Below are 14,397 nucleotides of genomic sequence, written 5' to 3'. Positions count from 1 at the left end.
GTAGCACCAGAAACACCTTTTTTCGCCCTTTTTTGTGAGTTTTTTCGCATTTCCGGCTAAAAAAAATATTTTCTTAACCTTTTTGAAATCAAAGTGTTATATTTATCGTAAAGATAAATTTTCCAATGGAGTTCCTATGAAAAAATCCACATTTTGGAAACTGGGTACATCCTGCGCACTGTTATTCGGACTGAGCGCATGTTCCAGCACCTCGTCTGACGACGATAACGAAATTTTCGAAAGCAGCAACTCGGTGCTTTCATCTTCTGCCACATGGGATATATCCTCTTCTTCCCGTCGCGGATCGGGCAAGTACTGCGATACCCTTTCGACCACCCTTGCCGCCCCGACCGACCTGAACGTCGTCAAGTCCGGCGACGAAGCCAAGTGGGTTTTGATGTGGGAATACGAAGAAAACAGCGGACGAACCGAAGACGGATTTATCATCCAGGTTCTCAATATGTCCGACGAGGTCCCGAGCTGGGATATTCTCGACTCCACCACCACCTCCGTTACCATGTATAACCTTGTCGGAGCCGACAAGGCCGGTAAGCACTACCGCGTTGTCGCCAAGGACGCCTGCGATGAATCCAAACCGACCGCCCTGGTCGAAATCTCGGGTTCCGGCTCCACGAACGCCAATACCGAGCTCGCCATTCCGACAGAACTCAAGCTTGACACCCTGGACGACAACAAGTGGCAACTTTCCTGGAGCTACACCAATAACAAGGAACGCCCCGAAAACGGCTTTGTGCTCCAGAGCCTGGACCTCAGCAAGGATAGCCCCGTCTGGAAAGACGACGGCAAAACAAACAAGGGCGTCCATGTCATCGTAATCGACGGCAACAAGAAGGGCGGACTTCTGTACCATGTCGCCGCCAAGGACACCAACGGAATCTCGGATTATTCCGAACAGATTAGCATTCCTAGGGTTTCGGACGGCACCGAAACCAACCCGGATTCCAAGCTTGCACTCGCCGTACCCACGGAACTGAAGCTCGATTCCATGGGAAACAATAAGTGGAAACTCTCCTGGAGCTACACCGACAACACGGCGCGCCCCGCTAAGGGATTCCGCATCCAGAGGCTGGACCTCACTGCCAAGACTCCTGCATGGACAGACACGTCCAAGACCGGAGAAGGCGTCCGCTACATTATTTATGACGCAAGCAAGAACAATCTCGGAGGCCAGTACATCCGTGTTGCGGCAATCGACACCGTAAACAAGAAAGAACAGCGTTCCCTGTACTCCGAAGAAATCATGATTCCGAACGTCGGCGGAGGCGCCTCGGGTGCTGCAGCCGTAGCCAAGATGGCCGTTCCCACCGACCTCAAGGTGGATTCTCTTGGCGACAACAAGTGGCTGGTTTCCTGGAGCTACACCAATAACGATGCCCGTCCCGAAAAGAAGGGCTTCAAGGTAGAAGTTCTCTATCCCGAAACAGAAACTTTGGAATGGACAAAATTCAAGTCTCTCAAAACAGGCGTTCATTCCTTTGTGATGACAAACACCGAAAAAGATTCCACCACAAGAATGATTCGCGTCGCCGCAATAGATGCCGACGACTCTCTCTCGGACTACTCCGACGGACTCCGCCTCCCCACTTACACCAAGATTACCGAAGGTACGGACAAGGACGGTAACATCCTGGCCGTTCCCACGGACCTCAAGCTCGATTCCATTGGCAAGAACAAGTGGCGCCTGTCCTGGAAATACACCAACAACAGTGATCGTCCGGCAAACGGCTTCGTTATCCAGAAACTCAACGTTTCTAAATCTAGCCCCAAGTGGGCAGATACCCTCAGCACCGCCAAGGGCGTCAAGTACATCGACATCGACAACACCACAAAAAAATTCAGCGACCAATACCTCCGTGTAGCGGCAAAGGATTCAAAGGATACTTCCGAATACTCTAGCGAAGTCTACGTTCCGGAATATATCGATTATGACGCTCCGGCATCCAAGCCCGCACTCGCCGCACCGACCAACTTGACACTGAACTCCCTCGACAGCAATAAGTATACGCTTTCTTGGAACTACACCAACAATAAGGATCACGCAGAAAAGGGTTTCGTACTCCAGGTTCTGGACATTAACGCCGCAAGCCCCGATTGGAAATACTACAAGAAACTGGCAACAGGAGTTCACGTTTACCCCATCAATGCTGAAGATGATGGAACAAAGTTCTTCCGCGTTGCAGCCATCGACGGTACGGACACTTCTGAATTCAGTAACGATGTTCAGATTCCGAAGGCTATCGACTACACCAAGCCTAGCGGAACGCTCGCCGTGCCGACCAGCCTCAAGCTCGATTCCATCGGGGAAAATGAGTACAGACTCTCCTGGAGCTACACAAGAACCACTAGACCCGAAGATGGATTCGTAATCGAGCTGCTCAATCTCAAAGGCACTAAACAGTGGGATTCCTTCCCCAACGCCAAGCCCATTAATGCAGGGGTACACTTCTTTGAAATCTCCGCGACCGATGTTAAAACATACGGCGGACAGTTTGTCCGCGTTGCAGCAACTGACGGCGAAGACTATTCTGATTACTCCACCGAAATTCAGATTCCGAAATATGTCACGTACACACTGCCGGAACTCCCCGTTCCCTACGGCCTCCAGCTCGACACACTCGGTGACGATATGTACCAGCTCTCCTGGAGCTACGACGACATCGCTGCTCATCCCGAAGACGGATTCATCCTGCAGACCCTCGATCCGCTCGCCACGAGTCCCATTTGGAAAGACCGTACCGAATCGAGATACGAAATTCAGAAGGGCGTCCATCTTGTAATCATTGACGGTCACGAAAACGAACTAGGCGGAATGCTTGTCCGCGTGGTAGCTAAAGATGCAAATGGAACGAAGTCTAAGTATTCTTCCGCAATGTCCATCCCGAGCGTTGCCGAAGCCGTAAAGACAGACCTGAACGTTCCGAGTAACCTCGCTATCGAAGATTTGGGCATGAACAACTACAAGATCTCCTGGAATTACAACGAAGTGACAGATCGTCCGGAAGACGGATTCATCCTCGAAGAATTGGACGAAAGCGCCTCTACTCCTGAATGGACTCGCACACATAACTTAACGACAAGCAAGAGTGTCCAGTTCATTGTTGTCAAAGCCGGAGAAAAAGCAATTTCTTACCGCGTTGCCGCTAAGGATGAAAAGGGCGAATCTGGATTTAGCGCAAGCATTCAGGTTCCTGCAGCATGGGATAATCCGCCGAAGAAGGGATGCGTCGGTGAATTTGCAACGCCCACCGGCTTCAAGGCAGAACGCGTCGCTCCGAGTGCATGGAGACTCATCTGGAATTACACCAGAAATACCAAATGCGTTGAGGAAGGCTTCGTCATCCAGCAACTCGATGTCACTGGCTCTAAGAGAGAATGGATTGATTTAGACTCCACAGACGTTAACGTCCGATACTACAACCTTGAAGGTATCAAGAACCTGAACCAGTACTACCGTGTTGCCGCAAAGCGTGGCGACCATCGTACAGAATTCAGCAGCGATGTACAAATCACCCGTTTGATAGCATACAGCGCCGATGTTCCGTTCAAGGCTCCTGAAGCCAAGGCAAGAATATATCAGAACTTCTACGCATTCAACTACTACGACTACGCAAACAACAAGGTAGTTGCGAACCAATTCACAAAGTGGCCTAAAGAGTGCTCAGCCGAAGAAATTGAAGCGGAGCCGGAAAATTGCAAAGAAAAAGATATTTTCGAATTCCAGGCAGTCGTCAATGACAGCTTCCCCAACCACGCCATTGTCTATAAGAACACCGTACGACTCGAATACCAGTTCCGCTGGGATGGCGAAACAGATGACATGTGGCACAATGTAACAGTCACAGACAAGGACGTAAGCGGAATATCGCAAGGTTACTCCACCACAGAAATCATCATTCCATATGATCTTTGTAAATCCTATGCTCAGGTAAGAATCATTTGGGAAGATGCCGAAGCAATCGATACCACTGAATGGTCTAAACCGGTTGGTCCGCTCTACAACTCCTTCGAATACCTATACATTGGAGATTCTGAAGAAGAAGATTGTGATGAGCTTTATAATAAGGAAAGCGAAGATCCTGAAGAAGTGGCGGCATATAAGAAATGTAAGGCCAAGCCAAAGCCCATTGACTACACGCCTTGCAAGACCAAGTAAAATAAAAACTCGTTAACCAAAGAACCCGGTTTTTAAACCGGGTTCTTTTTTTATAGACGCAAGCGGTCTATCGCGAAGCTCGCCTTATTCTATCATTTACAGTCACCCTGGAGGGAATCCGTAGGATGACCGATAGGGTCCAGAAAGGCCGTTTTCCTGAATGTTTTACAGTTGTTCTTTTATTTTTTCCGCAAGGGCAAAGCCTGCGGCACGGGCCAGCGAAACAGCATCGGAGGCGTTGGTATCTAGGGGCAGAAAAACTTGGGCACGGAGCAGGCGTTTGCTCGATTCATCCCAATAAATGCCTCGGAGCGCGAGGATGCCTACATCGCTAAATTCGGCGAAACTTGCAACCGGGAATTGGCAACCAGCGTTTAATGCCTTAAGGTAAGCCATTTCGGCGACGGCAATGCAATAAGTTTCGGCATCGTTCACACGGGCTAGGAGAGCTTCTAGAGATTGTTTCGGACTAGATCCTTCGACTTCGCACTTCGTTCCCTTCGGCAAGCTCAGGGACCTTAATATGGTTTGCGAGTTTGCAAAGCATAAGCTTGTCGAACCATGCTCAGGATGACTCGCCGACAAGGTCTCTATTGCGAGGATGCCCTGACCCGAAGCGGGGAGAACCTGATCGGTACTGAAATATTCCGTCACCTGGTCGGCAAGGCCCATACGCTTGAGTCCTGCGGCGGCAAGAACCACTCCGTCAAGCTCCGCAAGCTTTGAAAGGCGCGTCTGGATGTTGCCTCGGATAGGTACATATTCCAAATCCGGGCGAAGGGCCTTGAGTTGCACCACCCGACGAATGCTCCCGGTGCCAATGCGGGCTCCCGCGGGCAAATCCATGAATTTGACTCCGTTGACTCCCCCACGAGCGATAAAGGCATCTCTGGGATCTTCGCGACGCAACACAGCGGCAAGCTTGAATTCTGGCAGCACCTCCGCCGGCATATCCTTAAGGCTATGCACCGCAATATCTGCGCGACCTTCTAAAAGAGCAACTTCGAGTTCCTTGATGAAAACGCCCTTGCCACCGAAGCTCGCCAAGGACTTGTCGAGTCTTCGGTCGCCCTCGGTTGTCATCGAAACCAGTTCATAGGCGAGGTCCGGATTCGCAGACACAATCGTGTCGGCCACCAGCGTTGTCTGCGCAATGGCAAGCGCACTTTTACGAGTCGCAATCTTAAGCACAGCGTTACTCATTGCACGCCCCCAAGCACTTTAAAAACACCTGCACATCTTCGGAACTATTAGTCGCCTTTACCTTATACAAGAAATCGTTCGCCATTTTCTTGGCAAAACGTTCATACATCATCTGCACACGGTGACGGTCCTCATCCGAAAGTTCCGGCATCGAACGCAACAGCTTTTCGGATTCTTCATTTGCGGACTTCAACATTCTTTCGGCATGCACACTGATCTGCTTCGAGACCTCGTCCATGCGCGACCATTGCAAAAATTCGTCAAGGCCCTCCTTCAAAATCTTCTGGGCGGCCTCAAGTTCTATCATACGCAAGCGACGATTTTCCGATACGATTTTTTCGAGGTCATCGACACAAACATACTCGACACCGGGAATTTCGCCGATGCTCGCTTCGGCGTTGCGAGGACTGCCGAGATCGATCACCAAACGCGGAGACCTTAATAATGTTGGCGAATTTGCAGCGAGAGTTTGCGTTGCGTTTGCAAATTCTTCCTTGGTGATAATCGGGTCTGAACAGGCGCTGCAAAGAATGACCACGTCACATTTTCCAATGACGCTATAGCGGTCTTCAAAGCGAACCGGAGTCAACACATCTGCATACTTTTCGGCGTTAGAAAAAGTTCTGCTGCTCGCAAAAATCCTTGTCGTATTTTCTTGCACGTACTTGAGCATCAGAGAACCCATTTCTCCGAGTCCCACAATGTAGACCGTTCGATTTTCGAGATCATCAAAAGTCCGCTGCACCTGTTTCATCGCCAAAAATGGAATATTACAGCTGAGCTTACTCAGATTCGTTTCTGTCTTGATACGTTTGGTCGTATGAATTGCACTCTGGAAAAGCTTGTTCAGGGTATTCCCTGTCGCATGCAACTGGTGGGCAGTTTCATAGGCGCGGCCAATCTGGTGCAAAATTTGATCTTCACCCATCGCCACGGAATCAAGCCCCGCACAAACATTCATGACATGATGCGCCACGTCATCGTGCGACTTGAAGTAAAAGAAACTGGCAAAATCGTCGTAGCTTTGCCGAGCAAGTCCGCAAACGTAGCGAACCAAATCCTCCTCGGAAATTTCGCGGTCAGACGCCACGTAGACTTCGGTGCGGTTACAAGTCGCCAAAATGAGAAGTTCATCAAAAGGGGAATGCGACAAAGCTTCCGTTTTCACATCCATCGGAATGTAGAACTTTTCGCGAATTGCAATTTCTGCCACCTTGTGGCTCATGCCGGCCATATAAATTTTGCGCATGGCTCAAAAGTAGAAAAAACTTCTTACTTCAACTTTTTGTCGATCCATTCAAAGCGTTTTTTCATCCAAGTCGTCATCGCTTCAATTGCTTCGTCGTAACTGTCGTAGGGGTCCTTGAGCGCCCAGTTCTCGGTATTGTTCAGAACGGGCCAGCGGCGATATTCATTTTTAACGGCATCCTCAATCATCGCGCGATAAACAGGAATGCTATCGATCAAGGACTTGAATACCTCGCGATGTTCATTCCAGTAAACAGTAGCTGCACTATCGACCAGCGAATTTTCCATGATATAGTAGTTCAGGCGATACCGACGAATAAACCAGTCTTCGGGATTCTGATTTTGCTCACGTGATGCATTTCCAAAAGCCAAGTCAAAATCCCAGAGAGGCCCAAAATGAACAGGCTCCCCTTTTTTCCACGTAAAGAAAACGCTGCGGGCATAGTTACCATCTTCATTTTTAGAATATTCCTGAACCCAATAAAAAAGCAGGTAGTCCTTCAAGTCAATCCATTTCAGGATTTCTTCGCGATTACGGAAATACTGGTGCATTATAAAATGTTCAAAATCATTCAAGAAATCCAGAAGCAATTTTTCCGTTTCCGGCGAAGGATCCTTCGGCGACTTTATGTGATAGTAATAGTCATTATCCGTGAGCACATACGGCGGATCGAATTTTTTCGAATCTTCCTTTTCAACAAGAAATGTCGTGTCGTTTTTATCAATATTCACACGTTCCTTTGCTACCTTGACCGATTCCGATAGCAGATAAAGTCCCATGTAGTTTCGGTTCAGATAGACTTCGACAAAACGCATCCTGGGAGTCCAACGAGCCCCCAGCCATTCCGAAAGGCGAGTCATCATGTAGTTGCGCAAATGGGTCTTATCACCAAAATTCGCAATGAGAGCCCAATCGCGGCTCTTGGGCATTCCCAGCAAGTTTACTTTATCTTCAAGTTCCAGTTTCATGCCGTATTTAGGCATCATGAAGCTGGAATTACCACGTCCGCGCACCGTCAGTGTAAAGACTTCGCTTTCAGGTGAATTTTCACCGTAAATCTGCATTCGCGACGGGATTTCTGTTTCGCGGTCACGGATACCCGCAAAATTTTCGGTTTCAATGACAAGACGCGGAACACCTGCATACGGGTACAAGGAATCGTCCATAGGCAGATATTCGGGATTTTCTTCGGTCTCGGCCCAATAACACGCAGACAGGCAACAAAGCAAAGCCGCCACAAGCACAAGCCACGGATATCGACAGGACACGTTCATCTGTATAAAATATAGGTGTTTTCTTGACAAAACAAGACCCAAAAATTCATTTGTACAGGTCAACGAATGTTTTTATTCAAATTAGCCTGTATTTTTTAGAAAAAGCAATTCGAAAAAGCAAAGTACATTTCATATATTTATCTATATGGTGAATAGAATCGGATGTATTTTGCTTCTTGTCTGCGTGGCATGCCTTGCTACGGAGCGTCTGCACCCGATTGCAGCTCCGGCAACCTCATTAGGCATTCAGGGGACCGTCGAATTAGACGAAGACGTTTACAGCGGCGACCTGGAGCTTTCGGCGGAGTATGCGGTACACCCGCGCCTAAGCCTTTACTTAGACGGAGCATTCCGTTTCTTGAGCTACAGCTACGAATATTCGACCGAGGGGTACCTTCACAATTACTGCAATTTGCACGTAAACGGATTCAACGAAACTTATTTTGGCGCCAAAGGCCTGATACTCCCCTACCTGGGGTTGAATATCGGCTGGAGATTTCCGCCCGGCGAAGGTTCGCAAAAGAACCGTTTCCACCGTCTGAATGTGGAACCGTTCACGCTGCTACGAGTTTCTAAGAATTTAACAGTCGGCACAGCGATTCGCTACAACACATTCCTCGAAAACAAGAACTACAAGCCCGGTGATGAGTTTGGATTCAAGGCATCGCTTGTATGGAAACCAGGCTGGAACAACTCGCTTAACACAGGCTGGATGCTGAGCGAAACGTTTCTGTACCAGGCACGAATCGAAGAGTCCGAAAACAGGAACCTGGACAAGCCTTATCGCGGAATGAAGGACAAGTACCGCGGAATGAAAATCAGATTCGACGCCATGCGCTACTTCAACATTTTTAGTCTACCCATCGGGTTCGGACTGAATTACGAAATGCACGAAGGTACGCTATTCGGCTTTGAAACCGGACACCGCGTAGGAATCGAAATGCGGGTAAAATAACAGCCTTCTAAGCGAAAAAGCGAAAACTCGTTTTCTTGAGTTCACGCACCGAATGCAAAACAACGTAATCAGGGTTGCCGATCGATTCGGCGGCCTCTTTAATATTGCGGTCCAGTTCTTCGGCAGACTGGGCATGCATCATGGCATAAAGCGTGTACGGGAAACCTTCAAACGCAGGGCGATTGTAGCTATGCGAAATATAGGGCTTTTGCGCCAAAATTGCTCCGCCTTGTTGTGGCCCTTCGGCAGGATCACTTCGACCAGGCTCAGTGCAGGCAGGGACCTTACACGGTTGGTGAGCTTGTCGAACCACAGTGCAGGCAGGGACCTTACATGGTTGATGATCCATCCCGTCTAGTTTAAAACAAACCATAGCGTTGTAGGCGAAGCCCGCTTCTTGATGGCGAAGAATCGCTCCGAAGCGGCGCATACGTTTCAGAGATAAGTCCTCACGGAGTTCATCACACGAGACGCCCCAATCCTTGAACGGAGTTAAAGTATGCGGAATGTCGGCGCAGGCAATGTGGATCCGGATGCGGTCGCAGTCAGTTAATGACTTCTTCTCGAGATCCTTCGATTTCGCGCTTTGCGCTCCACTCAGGATGACACCTTTTTCGTCTTCAGTCTTGGTTGGTGAGCAAGCCAAACCACGTCTCTCGCCTAAACCAGCACCCATCACCGTGTTGATCTTGAACTTCTTGGTTGCAGAGAGTATATGAACGTCGTTCAATTTCGTTTTAGAGCAAACGTCTTCGACAAGCTTCTGAATTTCATCTTCGGATTGGGCAATAACCGTGAACCAAACGTTGTACTCATGACTGCGCACATAATTGTGCGTAATCGCAGGAATCTCATTAACGGTGGCAGCGAACACCTCTAAGGCAGAATCGTCGGCAGCACCGGTCAGAACCGTCGGCACCTTGCCCGCACAAAGGCGAGAAATAAAGCCTAGCGCCTTGGAATCGTACACTCCCCCAATGCGACGGATAACGCCAGACTGCCGCAAATTTTCGACAGCGGCAAAAACAATCTGTTCGTCGGAGCCAAGCTGCTCGGCCAACACCTGATACGGACGTTCTTCTAATGGGAAGGCGTCTTGGATAATGGCGAGAAGATGATATTCAAGTTCTGTCATGTTCTTCTTTAAATCCTTCGACAACGAACCTTGCGGCCCTTCGGGCAGGCTCAGGGACCTTAATAAAATCGGCAAGCTCGCCACGCTCTGCGCAATGACGTGCTACAAGCCGACTTCTTCGTCGGTCAGGTAGCAGGCCGGATCCTGTTCCCAGAAATCTCCGGTCACCGCTTCGGCGCGAGTACGGAAATTGCCGTTGCACAGGTTCAGGTAGGCGCACTTGGGACAACGCCCCTTCAGGATGGGTTTCCTATTCTTGAGGCCCGCCATAATCGGATTGCTTTCGTCGCTCCAGATTTCACCGAAGCTACGTTCGCGAACATTCCCGAGCGTAATGTACTGCGTGAACTGGTCAGGGTGAACGTTACCGATGCTGTCGATGTTGCCAAAGGCCATACCGCTGCGGTTACCGCCATTACGCTGGATAAGTTCCAGCACCTTTTCCGCACGGGCCGGGTCTTCACGTTGCATACGGCGGTACAGATAGACGGCATCGGCGTGGTTATCCACCGTCAAAATTTCCTTGTCGATTCCGCGCTTCTTAAAATCGAGCGTACGGTCGATAATCAAGTCCATTGCCTTGCGACTTTCTTCATGATTCAGGTCGTTTGCAACCATGGCCGAGCCACGGCCACTGTAAACCAGGTGGTAGAAGCACACGCGGTCGATGTTTTCGGCTTCAAGCAAGTCAAATATCGCATTCAGGTCCTGCACGTTGTAGCGCGTAATTGTAAAGCGGAGCCCCACCTTCTGGCCTGTAGCCACACAATTGCGGATACCACGAAGTGCAAGCCTATAGGCGCCTTCCTTGCCGCGGAACTTGTCATGTGTCGCCTCGCAGCCGTCCAGGCTAATGCCCACGTAACCCACCCCCATGTCCTTGAGTTTCTGGGCGACATCGAGCGTTATGCAGGTTCCGTTCGTACTGATGGTCGGACGAATGCCCTTGCTTGCGGCATAGTTTGCGAGTTCAAAGAAATCCGGACGAAGCAACGGTTCTCCACCGCTGAACAGAATCACCGGAACCTTGAAATCGGCAAGCTGGTCGATCAGCGCAATACCTTCTTCATGCGTCAGTTCGTTTTGGTACTTGATTGCCTCGGAACGGGCGTAGCAGTGCACACAGCTAAGATTACAAGTCTTGGTGCAGTTCCACACCACCACAGGGCCACGACCCGGCGCAACACCGTTCTTGCATTCATGGGCCTTAGGTTCGTAACGCAGCTGATCGCCGTAATTCGGCGTGTCCATCAAAAGCTTGGTAATACTGATCATAGTCTAAATCGTTTCGTGGGAATATCCCAAAGATAGAAAAATAACCCCGGTTGCCCGAGGTTATTTAATGGTTACGCGTGAAGACAGAAAAGATTAGAGCTTCACGGAATCCTTAGAGATGAACTTCTTGATCTTCTTGTCGCCCATCCAGAGCTTCTTGTGGCTCTGCAGGTCGGTGAGTTCGAGGTCCACCTGATAGAAGATAACGGACTGGCCGCCTTCCTGGTCCACGATGGTGTTGATGGTACCGGTCAGCATCCAGTCGGCGCCCGATTCCATACCCAGGGCCTTGGCAGTTTCTTCGGTAGCATTGCCACGCTGATCCATCACTTCTTCGCGCAGTTCGGCGCGTTCAGAAGAGTTAGCAACAAAGTCTACAGCCCCCGAATTCAACAGGGCGCGTTCCATATCCTTGACAAAGGTTTCAACGCTAATATGTTCGTGGCTCTTATTGCGCACCTTGCCGATCACGACTGTCGGAGTCTTGCCCATTTCGCCAATCATCTTTTCGATACGGGCGCTAGACAAGCAGCTCGTGATCATTTCATCGGCCACCAGACGAGAGTCCGTGTCGTTCCACTTACCCGAAAGGTCCGTCGTAGACTTTTCGTCGATACGGGTTACAGACTTACCACCGCTACTGCAAGCAACCATGCAGAGCGAGCAACCGAGAGCGAGGATAGTGAGCAATTTACGCATTAGATTTCTCCTTGTAAAATTTTTAACAAATGTAAATACAAAATACAAATCTGTCTATAAAAGGTATTTTATTTCAATAAAAAAGTAATGCCGTCATGACAGGATAAAAAAATACCGCGGGTTCAGAGACCTGCGGTACCATAATCTGTCGAAGAAATCCGCGATTACTTGCCAGCGAACTTTTCAGAGGCCTTCTTGACCTTGGGGTCGTTCTGGGCATCCTTGATTTTCTGCTTAATGTCGTCTTCAATTTTCTTCTTGAGCTTGGCGGCGAGGGCAGGGAAACGTTCTTCCAGGGAATCGCTAAAGACAGCCGGTTTCTTGGGAGCGGCAGGACCCTTACGCTTGGCGTTCAGGGGGCGCTTCTTCTTGGCCGGGGCCTTCTTTTCTTGGGATTTTGTTTCCTGAGGCTTAACTTCTTCTGTGGATTTGACTTCAGTTTCTTCTGACATAATAGACCTCTTGGAAATATTGTTAATTTGACGGCGCAAAAATAGTAAAATTTCTGGCCATTCCTAGGTTTTGCAATTAAAAATTATGTTTTTTAAGCTAAAAACGCCTATTTTCAAGCCAATGAGCAAGCACGGTAATGTCGGCGGGGCGTACGCCGGGAATACGGCTCGCCTGACCGAGCGTCAGCGGTTTGTGGGCATTTAGACGTTGGCGGCTTTCGATACTCACGGCAGTCACCTGCATGTAGTCGAAGTTTTCCGGCAGGCGCACGGATTCCATCTTCTTCTGGTCGTCGATTTCGCGGGCCTGACGGTCGAAGAATCCTGCATAGATTTCTTCGGCATACATGAACCACTGGTCGCGGCGAGTCAGATTCAAGTCGGGCAGCGCGGTCCGGAACAATTGCTCAGGGTCGATTCCCGGACGGCGCAGCACATTGATCCAGCGGGTACGCTCAGTCGAAAGAGCCTGGCCACCGGCTTCGAGAATCGGGTTAGCCTGGTCGGGCGTTGCCGATTCTTCGGTCATGCGGGTGCGGGCAGTCGCCATCAATTCCTGACGGCGCATCCAATCGGAGTAGTCGCTGTCCGAAATCATACCAATCTTATGGGCGCGATCCTTGAGGCGAGTCTCTGCGTTGTCGCTACGGAGGAACAGCCTATACTCGGCGCGGCTCGTGAACATGCGGTAAGGTTCGTCGAGCAGAATATTCACCAAGTCATCGGCCATCACGCCCAGATAGCTATCCGAACGTCCAAGAATCAAAGGTTCTTCGCCCTTGACCTTGAGGGCCGCGTTGATTCCTGCCAAAAGGCCCTGACCGGCGGCTTCTTCGTAACCGCTCGTACCGCAGACCTGGCCTGCAAAATAGAGTCCAGGAACCTTCTTGCATTCAAAAGTCGGAAACAACTGCGTGGCGTCGACAGAATCGTACTCCACCGCATAGCCAATCTGCAAAACGCGGGCACGGGTAAGCCCCGGAATCGTGTGAATGGCCGCAAGCTGAATGTCAGCCGGCAAGCTCGAACTAAAGCCGTTAATGTACACGCGACCGATATCCGCCTGTTCCGGTTCAAGGAACAACTGGTGGCCGTCGCGGTCGCCAAAGCGGTTAATCTTATCTTCGATACTCGGGCAGTAGCGCGGTCCCTTGCCATGAATGCGTCCGCTAAACATCGGGCTATCCTTAAAGCCACTACGCAGAATGTCGTGCGTTTTCAGATTCGTGCGTGTGATCCAACAGACACAGTCATTACGGATAAACTTATTTGCCGGGTCTCCCCAGAAATAATTCGCATCGCGACCAGGAACGGTTTCCGCCAAATGGCGGTCGCTCATAGGCCACGGAGCATCGTCACCGCGTTGCACATCGCATTCATCAAAATCAATGGAATCCGGATCCAGGCGACTCGGTGTTCCTGTTTTCAGGCGACGAAGCGCAATACCTTCACGGGCAAGGCATTCCGAGAGTTTATCCGCACTAGGTTCGCCCACTCGCCCACCGATGCTCGTTTCAAGCCCGGTAAACATCTTGGAGGCAAGGAAAGTTCCACTGGTAATCACCAGCGAGCGCGTCACGTAGCGTTCTCCATTCAGGAGCGACAGTTCCAGACGGCCGTCCACCATACGTTCAAACGAGGCCAGTTCGCCCTGAATAACCGTAAGCCCAGGCAAGTTCGTAATGACTTCGCGAGCCACTTCGCTGTAGTATTTCATGTCGCACTGGGCACGCGGGCCCCACACGGCCGGCCCCTTGCTCATATTGAGCATGCGGAACTGGATGCCCGCCTTGTCGGTGAGTAGCCCCATCAGGCCACCGAGCGCATCAATATCGCGGACAATCTGACCTTTGGCCACCCCGCCTACGGCCGGGTTACAGCTCATACGACCGATGGCATTGATATCCATCGTGAGCATGGCCGTTTTTACACCGAGTTTCCAGGCCGCATGCGTGGCTTCAATACCCGCATGACCGCCCCC

At 50.2% G+C, this 14,397-nt stretch carries 10 protein-coding genes; 2 read left to right on the top strand and 8 right to left on the bottom strand.

What is annotated here, in order from left to right; all coding sequences use genetic code 11:
- The first annotated feature begins 136 nt into the window (after window positions 1-136).
- Window positions 137-4,174, top strand: coding sequence for a hypothetical protein (locus Q0W37_RS11690; RefSeq protein WP_297701742.1), 4,038 nt, complete (start codon window positions 137-139; stop codon window positions 4,172-4,174).
- Between the two features lie 165 nt (window positions 4,175-4,339).
- Here Q0W37_RS11690 and hemC read toward each other — a convergent pair whose 3' ends face one another.
- Genes hemC through Q0W37_RS11675 form a run of 3 tightly spaced genes read right to left on the bottom strand, consistent with a single transcriptional unit; the run spans window position 4,340 to window position 7,894 of the window.
- The gene (gene hemC, locus Q0W37_RS11685) at window positions 4,340-5,377 is read right to left on the bottom strand and encodes a hydroxymethylbilane synthase (protein ID WP_297701741.1); all 1,038 of its coding nucleotides are present in this window, start codon (window positions 5,375-5,377) and stop codon (window positions 4,340-4,342) included.
- Window positions 5,370-6,626 (bottom strand): glutamyl-tRNA reductase, encoded by a 1,257-nt coding sequence (hemA, locus tag Q0W37_RS11680; RefSeq protein WP_297701740.1) that lies wholly within the window; start codon window positions 6,624-6,626, stop codon window positions 5,370-5,372. Before hemA ends, hemC begins: the two co-directional genes overlap by 8 nt.
- 23 nt (window positions 6,627-6,649) lie before the next feature.
- Window positions 6,650-7,894: a CotH kinase family protein gene (locus Q0W37_RS11675; protein WP_297701739.1), complete on the bottom strand. Its 1,245-nt coding sequence runs from the start codon at window positions 7,892-7,894 to the stop codon at window positions 6,650-6,652.
- A 175-nt stretch (window positions 7,895-8,069) separates the two neighbouring features.
- On the opposite strand from Q0W37_RS11675, the gene Q0W37_RS11670 reads away from it, so the two are divergent.
- Window positions 8,070-8,855, top strand: coding sequence for a hypothetical protein (locus tag Q0W37_RS11670; RefSeq protein ID WP_297701738.1), 786 nt, complete (start codon window positions 8,070-8,072; stop codon window positions 8,853-8,855).
- Between the two features lie 7 nt (window positions 8,856-8,862).
- Here Q0W37_RS11670 and Q0W37_RS11665 read toward each other — a convergent pair whose 3' ends face one another.
- The 5 genes from Q0W37_RS11665 to mnmG form a co-directional block, all read right to left on the bottom strand.
- Window positions 8,863-10,065, bottom strand: coding sequence for an Lrp/AsnC family transcriptional regulator (locus Q0W37_RS11665; protein WP_297701737.1), 1,203 nt, complete (start codon window positions 10,063-10,065; stop codon window positions 8,863-8,865).
- Between the two features lie 27 nt (window positions 10,066-10,092).
- Complete coding sequence (gene nirJ1, locus Q0W37_RS11660; protein WP_297701736.1) at window positions 10,093-11,265, bottom strand: putative heme d1 biosynthesis radical SAM protein NirJ1; 1,173 nt, start codon at window positions 11,263-11,265, stop codon at window positions 10,093-10,095.
- Window positions 11,266-11,358: 93 nt separating this feature from the next.
- On the bottom strand, window positions 11,359-11,964 hold the full coding sequence (locus Q0W37_RS11655) for a penicillin-binding protein activator LpoB (RefSeq protein WP_297701735.1): 606 nt from the start codon (window positions 11,962-11,964) through the stop codon (window positions 11,359-11,361).
- A 164-nt stretch (window positions 11,965-12,128) separates the two neighbouring features.
- Window positions 12,129-12,416 carry a hypothetical protein gene (locus tag Q0W37_RS11650; protein ID WP_297701734.1) on the bottom strand — a complete coding sequence of 96 codons (288 nt, stop codon included), beginning with the start codon at window positions 12,414-12,416 and terminating at the stop codon, window positions 12,129-12,131.
- 97 nt (window positions 12,417-12,513) lie between these two features.
- Window positions 12,514-14,397: tRNA uridine-5-carboxymethylaminomethyl(34) synthesis enzyme MnmG (mnmG, locus tag Q0W37_RS11645; protein WP_297701733.1), on the bottom strand; the 1,884-nt coding region annotated here is incomplete at its 5' end.

This window comes from uncultured Fibrobacter sp. (assembly GCF_947166265.1).
Taxonomy (GTDB): Bacteria; Fibrobacterota; Fibrobacteria; order Fibrobacterales; family Fibrobacteraceae; genus Fibrobacter.
The sequence above is the reverse complement of the archived record's forward strand: the minus strand, read 5'-3'. Positions and strand labels throughout refer to the sequence as shown.

What these genes read in the sequence shown, in the direction of transcription:
- hemC (WP_297701741.1), bottom strand. Translation starts at nt 5,377, where the DNA reads ATGAGTAACGCTGTGCTTAAGATTGCGACTCGTAAAAGTGCGCTTGCC.
- Q0W37_RS11650 (WP_297701734.1), bottom strand. Translation starts at nt 12,416, where the DNA reads ATGTCAGAAGAAACTGAAGTCAAATCCACAGAAGAAGTTAAGCCTCAG.
- Q0W37_RS11655 (WP_297701735.1), bottom strand. Translation starts at nt 11,964, where the DNA reads ATGCGTAAATTGCTCACTATCCTCGCTCTCGGTTGCTCGCTCTGCATG.
- hemA (WP_297701740.1), bottom strand. Translation starts at nt 6,626, where the DNA reads ATGCGCAAAATTTATATGGCCGGCATGAGCCACAAGGTGGCAGAAATT.
- nirJ1 (WP_297701736.1), bottom strand. Translation starts at nt 11,265, where the DNA reads ATGATCAGTATTACCAAGCTTTTGATGGACACGCCGAATTACGGCGAT.
- Q0W37_RS11690 (WP_297701742.1), top strand. Translation starts at nt 137, where the DNA reads ATGAAAAAATCCACATTTTGGAAACTGGGTACATCCTGCGCACTGTTA.